Genomic DNA, 22,325 nt, shown 5'->3' with positions numbered 1-22,325 from the left:
AATAGGGGTGAGTGATATGGAATATAATAAGATTGCTATTATTTCAGACCTCCATGCAAACCTGTATATGTTGGATACTTTCTTAAATTATGTAGAAAAGAAAAAAATTGAATTAGTAATAAACCTAGGAGATTTTGTGAGTGAGGGGCCATATCCTTGTGAGGTAGTTGAAAAGGTATTAAAGGATAAAAGGTTTATTAATATCCGAGGTTATGATGAGGATAAAATATTAGAAGGTAATGTACAGGAAGAAGGGGTAGGGACTTTAGAGTGGGCAAGGGAAAAGCTCAGTTTAGACCTACAGGAGAAAATTAGGCAACTACCAAGCATTAAGAGTATTGAATTAGGTAATATGAAAATATTAATGATGCATCTCAATGGTTTCGCAGAAATTTCCCAGAAAATAGCTCATAGTAATAGAAAAATTATTAGTGGTGAGTACTATGATTATATTTTCTGTAGCGGGGGGCATTTACAACAATTAATTCATGTTAAAGAACCATTTTTTAATACGAATATTATTGAACCAGGGGCATTGATGAAAGATAAAAATGATAGGGGACATTTTGTAGTATTAGAAATAAAAGATAATAAGCCCAAGCTTACATTTGAAAGTATATTATGCAAGGAGATATATCAAAGTAGTAATAAAATAAGTAGTACAGAAGATACGTATTTAATAGAAGAAGTTAATTTAAAGCAAGATATATGCTTACGTATTTATAATGATGAAGAAAAAAATGAGATATTTAAAAATCATGTTATGAAAAAAGTTTTAGCAATTGGTTTTAGAGAAAGTAAGTATATTAGTATTGGATGCTGGGAAAATGAAACAGAAAAAATAAAAGAATTATTATTCTATCTTAAATGTAGAAGGATTAAAACTTGTGAGACGAGTCAGCAGCAATGGTATATAGGTGAAATTACGCCAGAAATAAAACAGTTTGTCCAAGATGAAGTAGATAGTTATACAGAAAAACTTAAATGGTTTGAAATATCATTTTTAGAGAATGTATATAGTGTAAAACCTATTTACAGTATTTATCATTATGGAAAAGCGTGCTTAGTTAACAGAATATCTAGTAATGAATTATATAATATGGAAGAAAAATTAAAAGAACATAAGATATCTTATGAAATAAATGTATAATCAAGTTAAATTAAAGTAGAGTCAACATACTATGTGTATCAACATAAATTTGTTGACTTTATTTTTTTAATATTATATGATTAGGATACATAACCGGATGAAGCTATACAGAAGAGTGATTAAAATGATAAACATTAAGATCCACCGAAGGAGTAACACTCTCAGGTACTTAATAAAGTGAGAACTGCATGGCTGACGGACTCTGGAGAGACTCAAGTTATGGGCGCCGAAGGGGCAAAAGCAATTTTTGCAATAGAAATTGTTTAATCTCTCAGGCAAAAGGACAGAGCATAGTACATAATATTAAAGACGTGATATGAAGCTTAGATATAAATAAAGTATTTCCGGAGGAATCTTATTTATATTTTCTTAGGGTAAATAAAAATTATATAGATGTGTCTATTTTAGTTTATTAGTTATTCTTAGATGATATAGGTAATAGAAACTGGGAATCTATAATATTATATGATTTTATTTATATAGGGTTAAATTATAGGAATGAAAATATTATGTACCGCAATAGTCTATAAACTTAAGGAACTCCTCGACTTTGAATTTTTAATTAAAGAAGGGAGTATTTTTTTATGGATATTTTAGGATTTTTACAAGGTGTTGATGATATTGTATGGGGACCAGTACTTTTAACTTTATTAGTAGGTACAGGTATTTTATTTACAATACGATTAGGTCTTATACAAGTAATTAAACTACCTAAAGCCTTCAAGTTAATCTTTAAGGCAGAAAATAATGGAACAGGTGATATTAATAGTTTCGGTGCATTATGTACAGCGCTGGCAGCAACCGTTGGTACTGGAAATATTGTTGGTGTGGCAACTGCTATTAGAGCAGGTGGACCTGGTGCATTATTTTGGATGTGGGTTGCAGCATTCTTTGGAATGGCAACTAAGTATGCAGAAGGCGTACTTGCAATTAAATATAGAACAATTGATGATAATGGCCAAGTATCAGGTGGACCTATGTATTACATTGAACGTGGACTTGGCAAGAAGTTTAAACCGTTGGCAATTTTCTTTGCAGTAAGTGGTATTTTAGTAGCATTACTCGGAATCGGGACATTTTCGCAAGTTAACTCCATTGCAACAAGTATTCAGTCTACAGTTGGTGTAGATACTAGAATTACAAGTGTTATAGTGGCAATCTTAATTGGCGTTATTGTATTTGGTGGTATTAAAAGTATTTCTAAGGTAGCAGAAAAAGTTGTACCATTTATGGCAATCACATATATTATTTTTACAGTTATTATTTTAGGAAATAATGCAGGGCAGGTTATTCCTGCACTTGCAATGATTTTTAAAGGTGCATTTACACCAACAGCAGCAGTTGGAGGATTTACAGGTGCAATAGTAGCGAAAGCTATTCAAGCAGGTATTGCACGTGGCGTATTCTCTAATGAATCTGGCCTTGGTAGCGCGCCAATTGCAGCAGCTGCTGCTAAGACAGAATGGCCAGCAGAACAAGGGCTTATCTCAATGACAGGTACATTTATTGATACAATCATTATTTGTACATTAACGGGCCTTACACTTATTGTAACTGGTGTATGGCAAGGTGAAAACGTTGGAGCAAACATGACACAAGATGCTTTTGCACAAGTCTTACCAACTGCAGGGCCAATTTTAGTAACGATTTGTTTAACACTATTTGCGTTTACAACAATTTTAGGCTGGTGCTATTATGGTGAACGTTGTTTAGAATACTTAGCAGGTGTAAGAGGAATCACAATTTATAGAATCATATTTTTAGCAATGGTTGCAATAGGTGGATTCATTAAATTAGAAGTAATCTGGGTACTTGCAGACATCGTAAATGGATTGATGGCTTTTCCAAACTTAGTTGGACTTATTCTCCTATCAGGTGTAGTTGTAGCAGAAACTAAGAAGTATATGGATCATCTTAAGGCCAGAGAGCAAGGTTTACCAGATCATGTTAATTTAGAAAGAGAAGTTAATATAGAAGAAGTTTAATGAAAGTGTAAATGTTTAAATATAGAATAAATTAACAAAAGGTGTATTAGAAGAGGAAGAAAATTCATCATCTAGTACACTTTTTTTGTTGGGAAAGTAAATAAATTATGTTATGTCACAAAATTTTACATGTTAATCATTTTTAAACATGTAAATATGAATAAGTTTTATAATAAGTCTAGAGTAAAGGTGACTTAGATAATAGCAAAAGGGGAAATGAAAAGGAGAAATTAAGGTACATAAGAAAGGAAAAATATAAATAATAGGAGGAGTAATATGAAACTTTTACAAAGAATGAAAAAACAAGGGGTATATTTCTTAAGTTTTAGTATGTTATTATCAGCATTTGCAGGAATGCCGCTGATAGCTTCATCAACTGCATCAGCATTTGATTATAATTTAGCCTTAAAAGACAGTGTTATTTTCTATGATGCAAATAAATGTGGACCAAATGTAGCTGATAATAATGAATTTGATTGGCGTAGTGCATGCCATGTTAATGATGGTAGTGATAAGGGAATTGATTTAACTGGTGGTTTTCATGACTGTGGTGACCATGTAAAATTTGGTATAACACAAAACTACGCAGCGAGTGTACTTGGTTGGACTTATTTAGATTATAGAGATGCTTTTGAGAAGACAGGTAACTCTGATAAGATGTATGACACATTAAAATATGTTACAGATTATTTATTAAAGTGTCATCCAAATGCTAATACATTTTATTATCAAGTAGGAGATGGAAATGTAGATCACAGTTATTGGGGATCACCGGAATTACAAGGTGATAGACAAACATACTTTACATTAAATTCTGGTTCAGCAGGTTCAGATATTGCAGGTGGTGCATCAGCAGCATTATCTATTATGTACTTAAATAGTAAAGATAGAGATCCTGAATATGCATCTAGATGCTTATCAGCAGCTAAATCTTTATACGTACTAGGAATATCTAATCAAGGAATAGCTCAATATCAGAGTTTTTATTCAAGTAGTAGTTATAAGGATGATTTAGCATGGGCTGCAACATGGCTATATAGAGCAACTGGTGAAGCAAAATATTTAACTGATGCTGAAAAGTATTCGGCTTCATCAACTAATGCAAATGTAGTAGCAACTAATGAATGGACGATGTGTTGGGATGATATGTACATACCAACTGCGGTTGAATTATATAAGTTAACAGGGGAAGAAAAGTATAAAGACTCTGTTAAACATAATATGGAATATTGGTACAATATGTCAGAAACACCAGGGGGCTTAAAGATTTTAAATAGCTGGGGATCATTAAGATACTCTGCAGCTGCATCAGCTATTGCAATGCAATACTACAAGATGTCAGGAGATACAAAGGCTAAAGATTTAGCAATGAGTCAAGTTAATTATATTTTAGGAGATAATCCTAATAGCATGTCTTATATGATTGGTTTTGGTAGCAAGTATCCAACTAAACCACATCATAGAGCAGCTAATGGCTATCAAGGATTTAATGATAATAATAACTTAAAAGATGCAAAACATATATTAACGGGCGCTTTAGTAGGTGGTCCTGGAAATGGTGATTCATATTCAAATGATCCAAATCAATATACAGAAACAGAGGTAGGTATTGACTATAACGCAGGTTTAGTTATGGCATTAGCTGGAATTATTACGGATGGTGATATTAGCGTAGTTAATCCAACACCAGATCCAACCCCAACGCCAGAACCAACGCCAGAACCAACACCAGATCCAACACCAGAACCAACACCAGATCCAACACCAGATCCAACCCCAACTCCAGACCCAACGCCAGAACCAACACCAACCCCTGATCCAAATCCAGGGACAACTGTAGATGGTGTAGAAGTAAATGTTACAACTCAGGTAAGTAACTCTATTGCACAAACATATACTATTTCAGCTACAGGTTCAGAGAGTATTGATTTATCTAATTTAGCAATTCGTTATTACTTTAATAAGGATGATAGTACATCAATGCAATTCTGGTGTGATCATGCAGCAGCGCAGTTAAATGAAGCACCTTGGTATCAAGCACTTACATCAAATGTAAATGGAACATTTGGTGAAGATAGTGAAGGTAAATATCTTGAAATAACAATTGATAGTACTATAATTTTAAAACCACAGGGTGGTACAGTAAGCATTCAAACACGTAGTGCAAATTCAGACTGGTCTAATTTCACTAACTTTACTGAAGGAAATGTAGTTGTATTAAGTAAATAATTAATAGCTGGTATAGGAAGAAAAAAATAACATAAAAAAAGGATTTGTTACGAAAACAGTTTCGTGACAAATCCTTTTTTAGTTGTGCATTAGAAGTTTAATGATTTGAAACGTTCCATAGCTTCGATAGTTGCTTCGCGGTCACCGAAAGCTGTGAGGCGGAAGAATCCTTCACCATTATTACCGAAACCAGCACCTGGTGTACCAACTACTGCAATTTCGTTAAGGAGATAATCAAAGAAATCCCATGATTTCATATTATTTGGGCATTTGAGCCAGATATAAGGAGAGTTATCTCCGCCATAGTATTCAATACCTTTTGCTTTCATGGCATCGGCAATGATACGTGCGTTTTCCATGTAGTAAGCAATGTTTTCTTTGATTTGAGCTTGGCCTTCTTCTGTGAAAACAGCAGCAGCACCTTTTTGAATGATATAAGGTACACCATTAAATTTAGTTGTTTGTCTTCTAAGCCAAAGTTTATTAAGAACAACTGAGTCGCCCTCGCTATTCATAGCTGTAAGTGATTTTGGAACAACTGTATAACCACAACGTGTTCCTGTGAAACCAGCTGTTTTAGATAAACTACAGAATTCGATAGCACATTCTTTAGCACCTTCGATTTCAAAAATACTTCTTGGAAGAGAAGCATCATGAATAAAACATTCATAAGCTGCATCATAAAGGATAATCGCACCATTACTTTTAGCATATTCAACCCATGCAGCAAGTTGTTCTTTGTTATAAACAGATCCTGTAGGGTTATTTGGTGAGCAGAGATAGATAAGGTCAGGAGTTACTTCTTCATCTGTTGGAGGAAGTGGTAAGAAATTATTTTCTGCATTTGAATCTAAATAAACGATTTCACGACCTGACATAATATTTGTATCTACATATACAGGGTATACTGGGTCTGGAATCATAACAATATTTTCATTACCAAAGATATCTGTAATGTTACCAACATCACTTTTTGCACCGTCACTGATGAAGATTTCATCTGTTTCAAGAGAAACGCCCATTTTAGCATAGTAGTTTTGAACAGCTTCATGTAAGAAGTTATAACCTTGTTCTGGCCCATAACCTTTGAATGTTTCTTTTTGCCCCATTTCATCTACCGCAGAATGCATGGCAGAAAGTACGGCTGGAACAAGTGGACGAGTAACGTCACCAATACCCATACGGATTAATTTTTTTTCTGGATGTGCAGCTACGAATTCGTTAACTTTTTTAGCAATAGTAGAGAATAAGTAACTGTCTTTAAGCTCTAAGTAATTATCATTAATAAAAGCCATTTTAAGCCTCCCTTTAAACGCTTTGTAATTTTAAGCGAATACTAAGTATTCGCTTGAGATTTTAATATCATATTGAAATTTTTAATACTCCATTTGAGTATTTTAATGCATTGAGTATTTTAATACTCAATGGTACCGTCAAATACTTTAGTAGCAGGCCCTTTCATAAGGACTGTTCCGTCGTTGTTGTAAGTAATCTTTAAGTCGCCACCGCGTAATTTAACAGTAATTTCTTCACCTTGTTTGCAATAACCATTGAGGACGCAAGCTACTGCTACAGCACAAGCACCTGTTCCACAGGCCCAAGTCTCACCAGAACCACGTTCCCAAACACGCATTTTTACTGTATTTTCATTTATTATTTGTACAAACTCTGTATTTATTCTCTCAGGAAACAGTTCGTGGAACTCAAATTTTGGACCAATTGTTTCAAGAGAGAGATTATCAATATCAGTGTCACAGAATAGAACGGCATGAGGATTTCCCATAGAGACACCTGTAATAAAGTAAGTTGTATCATCTATGTTGATAGGTTGATTAATGAAAGTTTCGCTATCAGAAAGAATAGGAATTTCCTTTGGAGCAAGGATAGCATGCCCCATATCAACTTCGACAGAAGCAACTTTATTATCTTCAACATTTAGTTTAAGGTATTTAATACCACTTAAGGTTTCAAGTGAAATATCAGTTTTATCTGTGTAACCAGCTTCATATACAAATTTACCAATACATCTTGTGGCATTACCACACATTTTACCTTCAGAACCATCAGCATTGAACATACGCATTCTGAAATCAGCAATCTCAGATGGTAAAATCATTACTAAGCCATCAGCACCAATTCCAAAATGGCGATCACTGATAAATTCAGAGAAGGCACTAGGATTTTCAATTGTTTCTTTGAAGCCATCAACATAAACATAGTCGTTACCTATGCCGTGCATTTTTGTAAAATTAATTTTTTTCATATATTCACACCCTTTAAATTATACTTCGTAAGTCTTGAGAATATTATCAGCAACAACCCTAGGTGAAACACGTAAATCCATGGCTTGCTTTTGAATATACCTATGAGCTTGTTTTTCATCAAGGCCTAAGTACTTAATAAGAGAAAATTTAGCACGCTCAATAACCTTTACATCATCCATTTTTTTCTTCAAAGCTTTATTTTGTTCTCTTAAAGTAGAGATGATTTGCTTAGAATTAAGAACGAATGGAATGGATTGCAGTAGGACTTGTTTATTAATTGGTTTACCTACGACAAAAGCGCCAGTTACAGCTACTTTATCTTGAACTTGCTCTTTAATATCTGACTTCACAAGGATAAGTATAGCAGATAAGGATTTTTCTGCAATATCTAGAACAAGTTCGGAGCCAAACTCGTCGCTTAAAGGTGTATTGATTATAATGAGATCATAATCAGTATAGTCAAACTTTCTTCTTGCCTCATTGCCAGAGGCGGCATATTCATAACCAGAAAAACCAAGAGGGCTAATGATATCATACAAGGCATTCGAAGACTCTCTTTGGGTAGATACAATTAATATCTTTTCCACGCTTCCTACTCCTTTATAATCATTTTTTTGGTTTTGTTCATATTATTTACAGGTAGTTCTGGACTTCCCATTCATGAACAGTCTGGTTATATATATTCCATTCGCCGTTTTTTATTGCTAAGTAATTTTCAAAAATATGTTGTCCCAATACTTTTTTAATAAAATCACTTTGTTTCATTGCCATAAGTGAAATAGATAAGTTTTCAGGTAATGATTCTATACCTAGAGCAGTTAGTTCATCTTCATTTAGATTATATGCATTTAGGTTAAGTTCTGGCATAAGTGGCAATTCATTTTGAATACCTTCAAGACCCGCTTCTAAAAGAAGCGCAAGTGTAAGATATGGATTACAAGTAGGATCCGGACTACGAAGTTCGATTCTATTATATCCAGTGGTGCTAGATGGTACTCTAATGAGTGCAGAACGATTTTTAAATGACCAAGAAACTTGTCTAGGTGCTTCAAAACCAGAATTAAGCCTTTTATAAGAGTTTACAAGTGGATTAGCAATAGCAGAGATTTCTTTAATATGTTTAAGAATACCTGCTATGAAATGTCCAGCCTCTTTAGGAAGTGCAGTAGGAGATTTTGTATCAAATATATTTTCTCCATCTTTGTAAAGAGACATATTAATATGCATACCTGAGCCACTTGTATTCATAAGAGGTTTAGGCATGAAAGAAGCATAGAGACCATTGCGGCCTGCAATGGATTTAACAACTGTTTTAAAAGCTAGGATATTGTCAGCAGACTCTATAACATTATCATATTTAAAATCAATTTCATGTTGGCCAGTAGCAGATTCATGATGAGATGATTCTATTTCAAATCCCATTTCTTCTAGGGTTAAGCAAATTTCACGACGTGTATTTTCACCCTGATCTAGAGGGGCTACATCAAAGTAGCTAGCTTTATCGCTAGGTTCAGGAATAGGGTTACCTTCTAAATCTGTTTTAAATAAGAAGAATTCACATTCTGCACCAACTTTAAAGATATACCCCATATTTTTAGCTTTTTCATAAGCACGTTTTAAAATGTAGCGGCTGTCACCTATAAAAGGTGTACCTTCAGATGTTTTAATATCGCAAAATAGACGAGCTACCTTCCCATGCTGAGGTCTCCAAGGTAAGATGCAAAGGGTAGTTGGATCTGGGAATAAAAATAGTTCTGAATCCTCAATTGTAGTAAAGCCCTTGATAGAGGAGGCATCAAAAGCGATGCCCTCATCAAAGGCTTTACTAAGTTGTTTTGGGGAGATAGAAATATTCTTAAGTTCACCTAAAAGATCACAGAATTGAAGTCTAATGAATTTAACATCATTTTCTTCTACAAATCTTAAAGCGCCAAGTTTATTAAAAGACATGAAAAACTCCTCCTCACAATAAGTAAATAATTAAGAACAGTGTAATCGATTTAATTATGAGTGTAAAGACGCTTATATGGATTTTTTGAATTAGCTACTAATTTATAAAATTTTCCCTTTAAAATTTCTTCTTTTGATTCATTGAAGTACTCGCAGAATGCCTCAATGTCACTCATAATATCAGCTAAGTCGTCATCTGTAGCAACAGAAGCTGCAACTTGAGCTGGTAAATCTGGTAATTCATTTGAACGAATATAAATAGCACCACCATGGATACCAGTACCACAAAAATCGCCAACAGGGATTTTGCCATTATTATTTAAACCAAGTATAACAATACGACCGCCAGCTTGATATTCACCTAAGAAATCACCTACGCATCCACCAACAACAATAGTAGGTTGATGTTCTTCATAAGCTTTCATATGAATACCTACACGGTAGCCAGCGTTGCCGTGAATGAATATTTTTCCGCCACGCATACCATAACCAGTTGTGTCACCACAGTTACCGTGAATTATAATTTCACCACTATCCATAGTGTCACCAGTAGCATCTTGGGCATTACCATAGACATTAATTGTGCTACCGGCTAAATAAGAACCAAGGGCATTGCCTGGAGTACCATAGATATCGATATTTTTATTTGTAACGCCTGAACCAATATAACGATGTCCAAGGCAGTTTGTAATTTTAATATTTGAATCCTTGCTTGATTTTAAAGCATCATTTAAAACTTGAAAGTGAAGTCCTTCTGCATTAATTACCAAGTTTAACACCTCCTAATTTTTCTACGCGGCGTGCCTTATTAAAAAGCATCATTTGAGGTTTCTCTTCTAAAAGATTAATGTCTACATCCTCAAGAGGAATTTGTTCTTTAATCATAGAAGTATAGATTCCTGCACGTTTTACATCGCCAATCATGATATAGCCTTTTAACACATTATCTTTGAAAACTAATTTTTTGTAGTTACCATCAAGGCGAGTTGTAACGGCTTCACCTGTATAAGAGCCTGCAGTAATCATATGAAGTCCAAAGAAGCCAATAGCATTCATTGGAATAGCTTTTCTATAAGTCTTAGAGCCGCCAGCCATAGAGATTCCAGCAACCTCACCTTGCATATAAGCATTTGGAAGTAGTGCTAATATTTTTTGTTCTCCAGTGGTAATATCAACGCTTTCTGTGCAGTCACCTGCAGCATAAATGTTAACAGCAGAAGTGCGACAGGTTTCATCGATGAGAATTCCACGATTTACATTGATGCCACATTCTTTTGCAAGTTCAATATTAGGACGAACACCTACAGCAATAATGAGAATATCAAAAGATAATGTCACACCACTTTTTAAGGTAGCTGTATTGGAAGTAAACTGAGCCACACTATCATTTAAAAGGAAGTTAATTCCCTTGCTTTCTAAATGCTTTTGAACCATTGCAGAACCTTCAATATCTAGAATGCTAGGTAAAATACGGTCTGCAAGGTCAACTACAGTAATATCATTAGTTGTATTATAAATACCTTCAGCAGCTTTTAGTCCAATAAGTCCAGCACCGATAATAAGTACTTTGCTATCTGGTTTAAGAGATTTCTTGACTGCTTTAGCATCATCATATTTCATAAATGTAAATTGATTTTTGACATTTTCTAGACCGTTCATTGGTGGAATGAAGGGCCTTGAACCTGTAGCAATAAGTAGTTTATCATAAGGGATTTTTTGACCACTTTGAAGTGTAAGCACTGATTCATTAGGAATAATAGAAGTAACCGTTTCACCTAACATCAATTTACAATTATTCTTTTCATAAAAATCACTTGATCTATAATAAATATTTTCATCTGAAACTTTGCCTTGAAGCCAGTAAGAAATAAGAGGACGTCCATAAGTATGATAAGTTTCATCTGAAATCACAGTAATGTTACTTGTTGTATCTACTTTTCGAATCCCTTCAATGCAGCCGATAGCAGCAGAAGAGTTACCAATAATCACATAGTTCATAGCTTAACCCCTTTCTTCGAATACGATTGCTGCATTTGGGCAACCTTGGACACAAGCGGGTGTACCGTTAGAATTTGAAGTACATAAATCACATTTTTTGATAACTTTTTCGTTATCTGTAACGATACAACCATATGGACAGGAAAGGACGCAAGTATAGCAACCGACACATTTATTATCATCTACAGAGATTACGCCATCCTTAATAGATAAGGCACCAGCAATACAGCCTTTTACACAAACAGGGTCTTCACAGTGGCGGCATTGAACAGCGAAGTTAATGTCGCCACCTTCTTCAACCGTGATACGAGGTGTTGTTTTTTTATCTCTATTAAAAGCCTTGAACATATCCGTTTCACCACTATTTGCAAAACTGCAGTAGTATTCACAAAGATGACAACCAAGGCACCAATCTTCATTTACATATACTCTTTTCATTGTTTTGCCTCCCCTTATTCTCCGGCATGAGCGATGCCAAGGATTTCTAATTCTTTTTCTGTTAAACCAATGCCACGAAGCATAAGTCTATTACCACGAAGCGCTTCGATGGAGTTGATACCCATACCGCCCATGATTTCTTTAACTTCATGGTCCCAAGCTTCTACAAGATTTACAAGACGTTTGTAGGCTACTTCTGGGTTAAGGCGTTTAACAAGGTCAGGTCTTTGTGTTGCAATACCCCAATTACATTTAGCTGTATGACAGCTACGGCAGAGATGACAGCCCATAGCAAGACAAGCAGCAGTAGCGATGTAACACGCATCTGCCCCAAGGGCAATGGCTTTAACAACATCAGAGGCACAACGAATGCTACCACCAACGACTACAGAAACTTCATTACGAATACCTTCATCACGAAGTCGTTGATCTACAGCGGCAAGGGCAAGTTCAATAGGAATACCTACATTATCACGAATGCGTGTAGGTGCGGCTCCTGTACCACCTCGATAACCATCGATTGCAATGATATCAGCACCTGAACGAGCAATTCCAGAGGCAATAGCAGCAACGTTATGAACAGCAGCTATTTTTACGATAACCGGTTTTTTGTAGTCAGTTGCTTCTTTAAGAGAGAAGATGAGCTGACGGAGGTCTTCAATAGAATAAATATCATGGTGTGGTGCAGGAGAGATTGCATCAGAACCTTTTGGAATCATACGTGTTTTAGAAACATCATCGCCAACTTTAATACCAGGAAGGTGACCGCCAATACCCGGTTTTGCACCTTGACCCATTTTGATTTCAATAGCAGCACCTGTTTCGAGGTATGCTTTGTGAACACCGAAACGTCCTGAAGCGACTTGAACGATAGTATGTGGTCCATATTTATAAAAATCTTTGTGAAGGCCACCTTCACCTGTATTATAAAAAGTACCAAGTTCTTCAGCTGCTCTAGCTAAACTTTCATGAGCATTTTTACTGATAGAACCATATGACATTGCTGAGAACATAATAGGTACTTCAAGTTTTAGATTAGGGTGCTCATTTGAGATAATATTACGGTCCTTATCAAATTTAATAGTTGATGATTTCTTTCCTAAGAAAGTTTGTGTTTCCATAGGCTCACGTAATGGGTCAATAGGTGGATTAGTAACCTGACTCGCATTAATGAGCATTTTGTCCCAGTATACAGGAAATGGTTCAGGATTACCCATACTAGAAAGAAGGACACCACCTGTAGCTGCTTGTTTGTAAGTCTCAGTCATAATTTTTTGTGACCAGTTAGCGTTTTGTTTAAATTTATTATCTGTTTCTACTATTTTAAGAGCACGAGTAGGACAGATAGAAACACATCTTTGACAGTTAACACATTTTGATTCATCTGCAACCATCATGCCTAATTCTTCATCTAAAGCATGCACTTCATTTGCACATTGGCGTGCACAAGCGCCGCATTTAATACATCTATTTGGATTTCTAACGATTTCATAGTCAGGATAGAAATAATTGATAGCCATTATTTGTCACCTCCGTAGTTGTTTAAAGTAACGATAATAGGTTCGCCGCCCTTAGGTGACCAAATGCGATCTACATCAGGGCAGATTGCACGAATAGCACATTCTTCACTTGCCATATAAACCATATCATCTTTTTCAGCAGCAACCATTGAACGTAGTTTGAGGCGGTCATTAAGCGCCATAAGTCCACCATTAAAGCCTAAAATAATAGAGAAAGGCCCTGTAATTAATAGACTTGCAAACATATTACGAAGCTGTGTAGCTTTTGCCTTATCCTTAGGTGACATTTTATCAATCTTGCTCCAGAAAGGTGCAGCAATAACCTGAGCAATTTCTTCGTAAGTGAGGTGTTGTTTACGATTTAAAAAGTCAATAATATATGTAATAACTTCGGTGTCTGTAAGAAGTGTACATTTATAGCCAAACATTTCTACATAACGTCTGTTAGCATCATAAGATGAAATCTCACCATTATGAACGATTGTATAATCTAAAAGTGCAAATGGATGGGCGCCGCCCCACCAGCCTGGTGTATTGGTTGGATAACGGCCATGTGCTGTCCATGCGTACCCTGCATACTCTTCAAGTCTGTAGAATTCACCTACATCTTCAGGGAAACCAACGGCTTTGAATACTCCCATGTTCTTGCCGCTAGAAAATACGTAAGCACCTTTAATTTTTGTATTAATATTAATAACTGATTGAACCACGAATTCATCTTCTTCAAGTTGACTTGCTGCAAGTTTAGTAGGAAGAGGAGAAAGAAAATATCTCCAGATAAGTGGTTCGTTTGTAATGTTTTTATGTTTTCTAGTAGGGATACGGCTTAAGTTAACAACATCAAAGTGCTGTTCAAGGAAACGTTCAGTTTCTTCTCTAGATAAGCTATTATCATAGAAAACATGGAAAGCATAGAGGTCTTTATATTCAGGATAAATACCATAACCAGCAAAACCGCCGCCAAGACCATTTGAGCGGTCGTGCATATAAGATATGGATTTGACAATTTGATCCCCAGCGATGCGTTTACCATTTTTATTAATGAAACCAGAAATAGCACATCCTGACGGGATTCTAACTTCACCTTCTTGTTTAAGCATACTCATTACTCCTTCACACATATTTAATACTCCAAATTTGAAAAACAAAAAAGGCGCACTTCGAGTAGGGTTTACTCGAAGAACGCCTTTGTTCATCTGTATACCTCTTTTATAACATTTATACGGAATAATGTCAACAAAATTGCAAGATATAATCTGTAATAATTCATAAATGCTAAAAATTTAGAATAAAATAACTAAAGAAACTAGGTAAGTACAAAACTTGTAAAATTTGATTTTAATTTAGTAGAGGAATTCAATTTTTAGCACAGACTAATACAAATCTGCATATTAATAAATATAAGAATTATAAATAAAATATTCTAAATATAAATACTTAAATTTAAATAGTGCTAATTATGGGTTAAAGTTTTAAATTAAATAAAAACAAAATAATATTTTAAAATAGGTCTTGAATTTTTAATAATGACCATATATAATTGAGCACAAGAGAATAAACGAAATAGCAAAGGCGCTATCTTATAACACCCCAAGGTGTTTGTAGGTAGCGTCTTTTTTGCTTGTTTAACTAGAAAAATTTAACAGTATATAACTTGAAGTGAGATTTAGCATGTGACTTATAACTTATAAACTTATAAATGAAATAAGGCTAATAAATGAATAAAGCTAAAAAGCCCTAAATTTTGAGAGTAGAACAGAGAGTAGTGTATAGAACAAGAGTAGTCTATACAACAAAAATCAGGATAACTAATTTAATGAGTGTTACTGATTAGAAAAGGAAATCATGGAGTAGGTGGTGAAAAAAGTGTTAGATACAGCATTAATTACTTATTTAGCAGATTTATCAAAGCTTGGCGTGGATGAGGCTGAAAAAGAAAAGTTCGTTACTGAAATGAGTGCAATTGTTGAACTTATGGATACGATAAATGAAGTTGAAATGAATGAAGAAGATAGCCTAAATCGCCAGGTCGTAGGACTTGAACAACTTCGTGAAGATCAAAGTATTGCGTCCTATAATACGGAAGTAATTCTTCAGAATGCATCACATAAAAAAGATGGATTCTTTGTTGTACCAAAGATTATGGAGTAAATAAGTTAGGAGGAGACTTATGTCGCTATGTGATAAGGGGCTAATAGAGCTCAGACAAATGCTAGATGATAAAGAAATTTCAGCAGTTGAACTTACTAAATATTACCTAGATAGAATTAAAGAAGCAGATGAACAGGTAGACGGGTTCATCACTGTTTGTGAAGAAGAGGCACTTGAAGCTGCTAAAGTAGCAGATGAAGTAATTGCTAAAGGTGAAAGTAAAATGTTTACAGGGATTCCTGTAGCCATTAAAGATAATATATGTACAAAAGGAATTCTCACAACTTGTGCATCTAAAATGCTATATAATTTTAAACCGACTTATGATGCGACAGTTATTAAGAAGTTGCGAGATGAAAATGCTGTAATACTTGGGAAAGCTAATATGGATGAATTTGCTATGGGAGGATCAACACAAACTTCTTATTATAAAAAAACGAAGAATCCATATGATTTAACAAGGGTACCAGGTGGATCTTCAGGTGGGAGTGCAGCCGTTATGTCTGCTAAAATGGCCGCGGTAACAATTGGTTCGGATACAGGCGGCTCAATAAGACAACCAGCAGCTTTTTGTGGAGTGACAGGAATGAAACCTAGTTATGGTGTGGTTTCTAGATTTGGACTGGTAGCATTCGGCAGTTCTTTAGATCAAATTGGACCACTTGCAAAAAGTGCGAGAGATTGTGCATTATTGCTTAATGTAATTTCAGGAGCAGATAAAAATGACGGCACATCAGTACCAGTAAAAATTGATTTTACGAGTGAATTAGATAAAAAAATCGACGGGTTAAAGATAGCAGTTCCTAAAGAATTCTTTGGGGAAGGTATAGGGGAAGAAGTTAAAGAAACAGTTTTAAAAGCAATTGATTGGTATAAATCACAAGGGGCAGAAGTTATAGAAGTATCAATGCCAAGCTTAAAATATGCTATTGCTGCATACTATTTAATCTCATCAGCAGAGGCAAGTTCAAACTTATCAAGATATGATGGCATTAAGTTTGGCTACTGTACACCTAAGGCTAAAACCTATGAGGAACGTATTACACGTACGAGACAAGAAGGCTTTGGAGATGAAGTAAAACGTAGAATTTTACTTGGAACGTATGCTTTATCAAGTGGTTATTATGATGCTTACTATAAGAAGGCACTTTATATTAGAGAAAAAATTAAAGCAGAATATGCAGCAATCTTTGAACAGTGTGATGTTATGATTACACCAACAGCACCTACTGTTGCGTATAAAATAGGCGCCAATGAAAATGATCCGGTTAAGATGTATTTAGCTGATATTTGTACAGTAACTGTAAATATTGCAGGACTTCCAGCTATTTCAACAACTTGTGGATATGATCATGAAGGCATGCCAATAGGAATGTCTATCGTGGGTAAAGCATTTGATGATGCTAAGGTTATTGGGGTAGCTGATGCATTTGAAAAACAATTTACACCAGTGGCGGCAAGTGTTTAGAAAGGGGAGGTGACAAAGATGGCAAAATTAGTTCCAGTAATAGGACTTGAAGTACATGCACAGCTTTTAACAAAGACAAAAATCTTTTGTAGCTGTGAAGTAGATTTTGGTGGTGATCCTAATACACGTTGTTGCCCAGTATGCACGGGGCTACCTGGTACGCTACCAGTTCTAAATAAAGAGGTTGTTAAATGCGGTATCAAAGCTGGTCTTGCATTAGGATGTGAGATTGGAAGATATTCTAAGATAGATCGAAAAAATTATTTTTATCCAGACTTACCTAAGGCATATCAGATTTCACAGTTTGATGCACCTATTTGTTTAGCTGGAAAAGTAAAAATAGATACAGAAGATGGTGAAAAGTATGTGCGTATTCATCATGCACATATTGAAGAGGATGCCGGCAAACTTATTCATGATGATATTGAAAATACAAGCCTTGCGGACTACAACAGATGTGGGGTACCGCTTTTAGAGATTGTTTCTGAGCCGGATATGTCTTCAGCTGAAGAAGCAAGAGCTTATATAGAAAAGATTGCAGGGCTTCTGCAATATGCAGGTGTAAGCCTTTGTAGAATGGAAGAAGGTTCACTTAGAGCTGATGTAAATATTTCGCTTAAAAGAGAAGATGCAGAAAAACTTGGCACAAAAGTTGAAATTAAAAACTTAAACTCTCTTAAATCAATTGTGAGAGCTATTGATTATGAGATTGAAAGACAAACTAAATTAATTAATGCAGGTGAACCTATTATTCAAGAAACAAGAAAGTTTAATGATAACCGCGGTGTAACCAGTGCAATGCGTTCGAAAGAAAATGCACATGATTATAGATATTTTAAGGAACCAGATGTTATTCCAGTTCATATCAGTGAAGATGATATTGCAAAAATTAAAGCAACAATGCCAGTGCTTATTGATGAAAGATTAGATATATATATGAATAAATATGCATTAACTAAGACAGATGCAAAGATATTAGTTGCAGATAAAAAAATATCTGATTTTTATGATAAATCTGTAAAGTGCTATAATAACTATAAGCAAGTTGCAAATTTGGTTATTGCTGAGCTTTTAAGATATGTGAATGAAGGTGAATTAGATAGCAGTAAAATGCCATTTTCCCCAGAGGATTTTGCAAAGCTTGTGAAGATGATAGAGGAAGATGTAGTGAATCGTAATAACGGTAAGGCCATTTTAAAACTTATGGTAGAAGGTGCACAAGATCCAGAAGTAATTGCGAAGGAACAAGGTTTCTTAATGAACAATAACACTGATGAGATTGTAGAGGTAGTAAACAGTGTTGTAGGTGAATTTACTAGCGAGGTGGAAGGTTACCTTGCTGGCAAAGAAAAGCTATTTGGTTTCTTGATGGGACAATGCAGTAAACGCTTGGCAGGTCGAGCAAATCCAAGGATGATTAAGGGGACACTTGAGCTTACTTTAAGCAAACTAAAGGATAAGCAAAGTAAAGGAATGTGAATAGAGTAGAGTAAGTTGATGAAGGTGTGAAGGATAGAGAAAACAGGATGAACAAGTTAGAAAGGAGAGGCGACAATGGAGACCATCAGTGGTAAAGAAGTTAGAGCAGTTATTGATTTTAAGACGGTTAAAGACCAGCCAGGCAGAGTGATAACTGTTGAAGCTTGTATACACAAGATTAGAAAAATGAGTGGCTTTGCATTTGTACTTTTAAGAACTGGCCAGTATGTGATACAGGGGGTTTATGAAGAAAATAAATGCAAGAGTTCACTTGATGATATCAAAGAAGGTTGCTACGTAAGAGCAAATGGTGAAGTTAGAGCAGATGAAAGAGCTAACTTAGGTTTTGAACTGAGTTTATTAGAATTTGAAGTGTTAAGTAGACCTGCAGCAGAATATCCTTTGAATGTTGCACATAAAAAATTAGGATGTGGACTTGAGGCGAACTTAGATAACCGCTCAGTCGCCCTCAGAAATCCTTATGAAAGAGCAATTTTTAAGGTACAGGAAGGTGTAGTTTCAGGTTTTCGTGAATTTATGGAAAGCCAAGGCTTTACGCAGGTGCATACACCAAAGATCGTAGCAGCAGGTGCTGAGGGTGGGGCAAACATCTTTAAGTTAGATTATTTTAACCAAGATGCTTATCTGGCACAAAGCCCACAGTTTTATAAACAGACGTGTGTAGCATTTTTTGACCGCGTATTTGAAATTGCCCCTGTATATCGTGCTGAGAAGCATAATACTTCAAGACATTTAAATGAATATATTGGACTAGATTTTGAAATGGGATTCATTGATAGCATGAGTGATGTTATGGAAATGGAGACCGCTATGTTGAAGTATTTAATAGCTTATTTAGAATCACATTGCAGTGAATACCTAGAAATACTAGGCGCTAAGTTACCTGTGATTGATACAATTCCAACTATTACTTTTTCTGAAGCATTAGATTTCATTAAAGGTAAAGGTGGTAAAAATAAATATGATTTAGAGCCTGAAGATGAAGTATTGCTTTGTGAATATGCAAGAGAACACTGGAATAGTGAATTCTTGTTTATCACACATTTTCCAGCATCTAAACGACCTTTCTATGCCATGAACGATAGAGAGGATCCTAGATTTGCACTGAGTTTCGACTTACTATTTAGAGGCTTAGAAATTACAACAGGCGGACAGCGTATACATGATTATAATGAACAAGTTAATAAGATGAAAGAAATGGGGATGGACCCAGAAGATTTCAAGTATTACCTTAATATTCATAAGTATGGTATGCCACCACATGGAGGTTTGGGGATAGGGCTTGAGAGACTAACGATGAAGCTTTTAGATTTACAAAATGTAAGGCAGGCAAGTATGTTCCCAAGGGATGTTCATCGTTTAGAACCATAAATTAGAGATATTAAAAATAATAAAAGAATAGAATCTTGAGGAGGATTTAGTTATGACACAAGTAAGTGAAATTTTTGGATGTAATGTATTTAATGAATCAGTAATGCAAGCAAGATTACCTAAAAATGTATATAAGGCACTTAAGAAAACAATGGCGGAAGGTAAAGAAATGGATTCTTCAGTTGCTGATGTTGTAGCAAGTGCTATGAAAGATTGGGCAATTGAAAAAGGAGCAACACACTATACACACTGGTTCCAACCAATGACAGGCATTACTGCTGAAAAGCATGATGCATTTATTGCTCCAGCTGGTGACGGGAAAATCATTATGGAGTTTTCAGGTAAAGAATTAATTAAAGGTGAACCAGATGCTTCATCATTCCCATCAGGAGGGCTTCGTGCAACATTCGAAGCTAGAGGCTATACAACATGGGACCCAACATCTTATGCATTTGTAAAAGATGATACTTTATATATCCCAACAGCTTTCGGTTCTTATAGCGGTGAAGTACTTGATAAGAAAACACCTCTTCTTCGCTCAATGGAAGCAATTAACGTTCAAGCAATCCGTATTCTTAAAAAGTTTGGCAAAGATGTTGTAAGAGTTACAACAACAGTTGGACCAGAACAAGAATATTTCTTAATCGATAAAGAAATGTACGCAAAACGTAAAGACCTTATTTTAACAGGTAGAACACTTTTCGGTGCAAAGCCAGCTAAAGGTCAAGAACTTGAAGATCACTATTTCGGAAATATTAGAACAAGAGTTTCTGAATATATGAAAGACTTAGATGAGGAACTTTGGAAACTTGGTATTTTAGCTAAAACAAAACATAATGAAGTTGCACCAGCTCAACATGAGCTTGCACCAATCTTTGCAACAACGAATATTGCAACAGACCACAATCAACTTACAATGGAAATGATGAAAAAAGTAGCCGAAAGACATGGTCTTGTATGTTTACTTCATGAAAAACCATTTGCGGGTGTAAATGGTTCTGGTAAACACAATAACTGGTCTATTTCAACAAGTGAAGGAGAAAACCTCCTTGAACCAGGTAAATCACCTAAAGATAATACACAGTTCTTATTATTCTTATCTGCTGTTATCAAAGCGGTAGATGAATACTCAGATTTACTTCGTGTATCTGTGGCAAGTGCTGGAAATGACCACAGACTCGGTGCTAATGAAGCACCTCCAGCAATCATTTCTATGTTCTTGGGTGATGAACTTACATCTATTCTTGAAAGTATTGAAAAAGGTGAAGAAGCACATGACACAGCTAAAGCATTTATGGAAACAGGTGTCCTTGCACTTCCTAAATTTGCAAAAGATACAACTGATCGTAACAGAACATCTCCATTTGCTTTCACAGGAAATAAATTTGAATTCCGTTCATTAGGTTCTACAGCATCTATTGCTGGTCCAAACATTGTACTTAATACAATTGTTGCAGAAGAACTTGAACAATTTGCAGATAGATTAGATAAGGCAAGTGATCTTACAACAGAAGTCCTTGCCATTGTAAAAGACACAATGCAAAATCATAAACGCATTATTTTCAATGGCAATAACTACAGTGATGAATGGATTGAAGAAGCTGCTAAACGTGGTCTTCCAAATCTTAGAACATCGGTTGATGCTATTCCAGCATTTGCATCAGAAAAGAGCGTTGCTTTATTTGAAAAACATGGCATCTTCTCAAGAGCAGAAGTAGAATCTCGTACAGAAATTTTATTAGAAGGCTACGCTAAAACAATTAATATTGAGGCATTAACAATGCTTGATATGGCTAAAAAAGAGATTTTACCAGTTGTTTTAAAATACAATAAAGAGGTATTTAAAACATTAAAAGTAAAACAAGACCTTGGCTTAAATGTAAGTGTTGAAAAAGAACAAAGCTATGCAGTTAAACTCTCAAACCTTACAGAGTCATTCATGAGTAAAATTGATGAATTAGATGAAATTTTACTTGATGCTAAAAATCATGAAGATATGCTTGACCTTGCTAAATACTATAGAGAATATGTATTTGAAGCAATGCAAACACTTCGTATGGTAGCAGATGAATTGGAAACAATGGTATCTGCAGCTAATTGGCCATTTCCAACATACGTAGACCTACTCTTCTACGTATAATCACATAGATACTCCAAAAAAAGGCGCCGCTACTCCCGGCGTCTTTTTTTTTGCTGAGGCGGAGACGCGGGATTGGGGAGTTGGCATTCCTACGGCTCTCCGACTACGTATTTCTATAAATCTAAGGGGATTTTTCTTATGAACGCCTGAACTCACTGCGC

17 protein-coding genes and 1 riboswitch are annotated in these 22,325 nt (G+C 35.3%); of the genes, 8 read left to right on the top strand and 9 right to left on the bottom strand.

Annotated elements, in window-relative coordinates; genetic code table 11:
* Positions 1-16: 16 nt before the first annotated feature.
* The 3 genes from AC1VAQ_RS13000 to AC1VAQ_RS12990 all read left to right on the top strand — a co-directional run bounded on the left by AC1VAQ_RS13000 (position 17) and on the right by AC1VAQ_RS12990 (position 5,364).
* The gene (locus AC1VAQ_RS13000) at positions 17-1,150 is read left to right on the top strand and encodes a metallophosphoesterase family protein (protein WP_479904017.1); all 1,134 of its coding nucleotides are present in this window, start codon (positions 17-19) and stop codon (positions 1,148-1,150) included.
* A gap of 192 nt (positions 1,151-1,342) precedes the next feature.
* A riboswitch (glycine riboswitch) is annotated at positions 1,343-1,447 on the top strand.
* 287 nt (positions 1,448-1,734) lie between these two features.
* Complete coding sequence (locus AC1VAQ_RS12995) at positions 1,735-3,135, top strand: alanine/glycine:cation symporter family protein (RefSeq protein ID WP_479904016.1); 1,401 nt, start codon at positions 1,735-1,737, stop codon at positions 3,133-3,135.
* A gap of 276 nt (positions 3,136-3,411) precedes the next feature.
* Positions 3,412-5,364 carry a glycoside hydrolase family 9 protein gene (locus AC1VAQ_RS12990; protein ID WP_479904015.1) on the top strand — a complete coding sequence of 651 codons (1,953 nt, stop codon included), beginning with the start codon at positions 3,412-3,414 and terminating at the stop codon, positions 5,362-5,364.
* Between the two features lie 89 nt (positions 5,365-5,453).
* Here the strand turns inward: AC1VAQ_RS12990 and AC1VAQ_RS12985 are convergent, their stop codons facing one another.
* The 9 genes from AC1VAQ_RS12985 to AC1VAQ_RS12945 all read right to left on the bottom strand — a co-directional run bounded on the left by AC1VAQ_RS12985 (position 5,454) and on the right by AC1VAQ_RS12945 (position 14,634).
* Positions 5,454-6,659, bottom strand: a complete 1,206-nt coding sequence (locus AC1VAQ_RS12985) for an LL-diaminopimelate aminotransferase (protein WP_302598310.1) — start codon at positions 6,657-6,659, stop codon at positions 5,454-5,456.
* Positions 6,660-6,778: 119 nt separating this feature from the next.
* Positions 6,779-7,618, bottom strand: coding sequence for a diaminopimelate epimerase (dapF, locus tag AC1VAQ_RS12980; protein WP_302598333.1), 840 nt, complete (start codon positions 7,616-7,618; stop codon positions 6,779-6,781).
* 27 nt (positions 7,619-7,645) lie between these two features.
* Entirely contained in the window at positions 7,646-8,215 is a 570-nt protein-coding gene (locus tag AC1VAQ_RS12975; protein ID WP_302598309.1) for an ANTAR domain-containing response regulator, read from the bottom strand.
* Positions 8,216-8,261: 46 nt separating this feature from the next.
* On the bottom strand, positions 8,262-9,578 hold the full coding sequence (gene glnA / locus AC1VAQ_RS12970; protein WP_302598308.1) for a type I glutamate--ammonia ligase: 1,317 nt from the start codon (positions 9,576-9,578) through the stop codon (positions 8,262-8,264).
* A 50-nt stretch (positions 9,579-9,628) separates the two neighbouring features.
* On the bottom strand, positions 9,629-10,348 hold the full coding sequence (locus tag AC1VAQ_RS12965; protein ID WP_302598307.1) for a GltB/FmdC/FwdC-like GXGXG domain-containing protein: 720 nt from the start codon (positions 10,346-10,348) through the stop codon (positions 9,629-9,631).
* Positions 10,338-11,576: an NAD(P)/FAD-dependent oxidoreductase gene (locus tag AC1VAQ_RS12960; RefSeq protein ID WP_479904014.1), complete on the bottom strand. Its 1,239-nt coding sequence runs from the start codon at positions 11,574-11,576 to the stop codon at positions 10,338-10,340. The genes AC1VAQ_RS12965 and AC1VAQ_RS12960 overlap by 11 nt, the downstream gene beginning before the upstream one ends.
* Positions 11,577-11,579: 3 nt before the next feature.
* Positions 11,580-12,014: a 4Fe-4S dicluster domain-containing protein gene (locus AC1VAQ_RS12955; protein ID WP_302598305.1), complete on the bottom strand. Its 435-nt coding sequence runs from the start codon at positions 12,012-12,014 to the stop codon at positions 11,580-11,582.
* A 14-nt stretch (positions 12,015-12,028) separates the two neighbouring features.
* Positions 12,029-13,534, bottom strand: a complete 1,506-nt coding sequence (locus AC1VAQ_RS12950) for a glutamate synthase-related protein (protein WP_302598304.1) — start codon at positions 13,532-13,534, stop codon at positions 12,029-12,031.
* Entirely contained in the window at positions 13,534-14,634 is a 1,101-nt protein-coding gene (locus tag AC1VAQ_RS12945; RefSeq protein WP_302598303.1) for a class II glutamine amidotransferase, read from the bottom strand. Before AC1VAQ_RS12945 ends, AC1VAQ_RS12950 begins: the two co-directional genes overlap by 1 nt.
* Positions 14,635-15,391: 757 nt before the next feature.
* Between AC1VAQ_RS12945 and gatC the strand changes: the two genes are divergently transcribed.
* From gatC to AC1VAQ_RS12920, 5 genes are all read left to right on the top strand, one after another.
* Positions 15,392-15,685 carry an Asp-tRNA(Asn)/Glu-tRNA(Gln) amidotransferase subunit GatC gene (gene gatC / locus AC1VAQ_RS12940; RefSeq protein ID WP_302598301.1) on the top strand — a complete coding sequence of 98 codons (294 nt, stop codon included), beginning with the start codon at positions 15,392-15,394 and terminating at the stop codon, positions 15,683-15,685.
* Between the two features lie 19 nt (positions 15,686-15,704).
* Positions 15,705-17,153: an Asp-tRNA(Asn)/Glu-tRNA(Gln) amidotransferase subunit GatA gene (gene gatA / locus AC1VAQ_RS12935; protein ID WP_479904013.1), complete on the top strand. Its 1,449-nt coding sequence runs from the start codon at positions 15,705-15,707 to the stop codon at positions 17,151-17,153.
* Positions 17,154-17,171: 18 nt separating this feature from the next.
* Complete coding sequence (gene gatB, locus AC1VAQ_RS12930; RefSeq protein ID WP_479904012.1) at positions 17,172-18,632, top strand: Asp-tRNA(Asn)/Glu-tRNA(Gln) amidotransferase subunit GatB; 1,461 nt, start codon at positions 17,172-17,174, stop codon at positions 18,630-18,632.
* Positions 18,633-18,707: 75 nt separating this feature from the next.
* Positions 18,708-20,024, top strand: a complete 1,317-nt coding sequence (aspS, locus tag AC1VAQ_RS12925; RefSeq protein ID WP_479904011.1) for an aspartate--tRNA(Asn) ligase — start codon at positions 18,708-18,710, stop codon at positions 20,022-20,024.
* A gap of 52 nt (positions 20,025-20,076) precedes the next feature.
* Positions 20,077-22,164 carry a glutamine synthetase III family protein gene (locus AC1VAQ_RS12920; protein WP_479904010.1) on the top strand — a complete coding sequence of 696 codons (2,088 nt, stop codon included), beginning with the start codon at positions 20,077-20,079 and terminating at the stop codon, positions 22,162-22,164.
* Positions 22,165-22,325: the final 161 nt, after the last annotated feature.

Source organism: Cellulosilyticum sp. (assembly GCF_982396655.1).
Note: the sequence above shows the minus strand (reverse complement) of the source record. Positions and strands in the feature narration are given on the sequence as shown.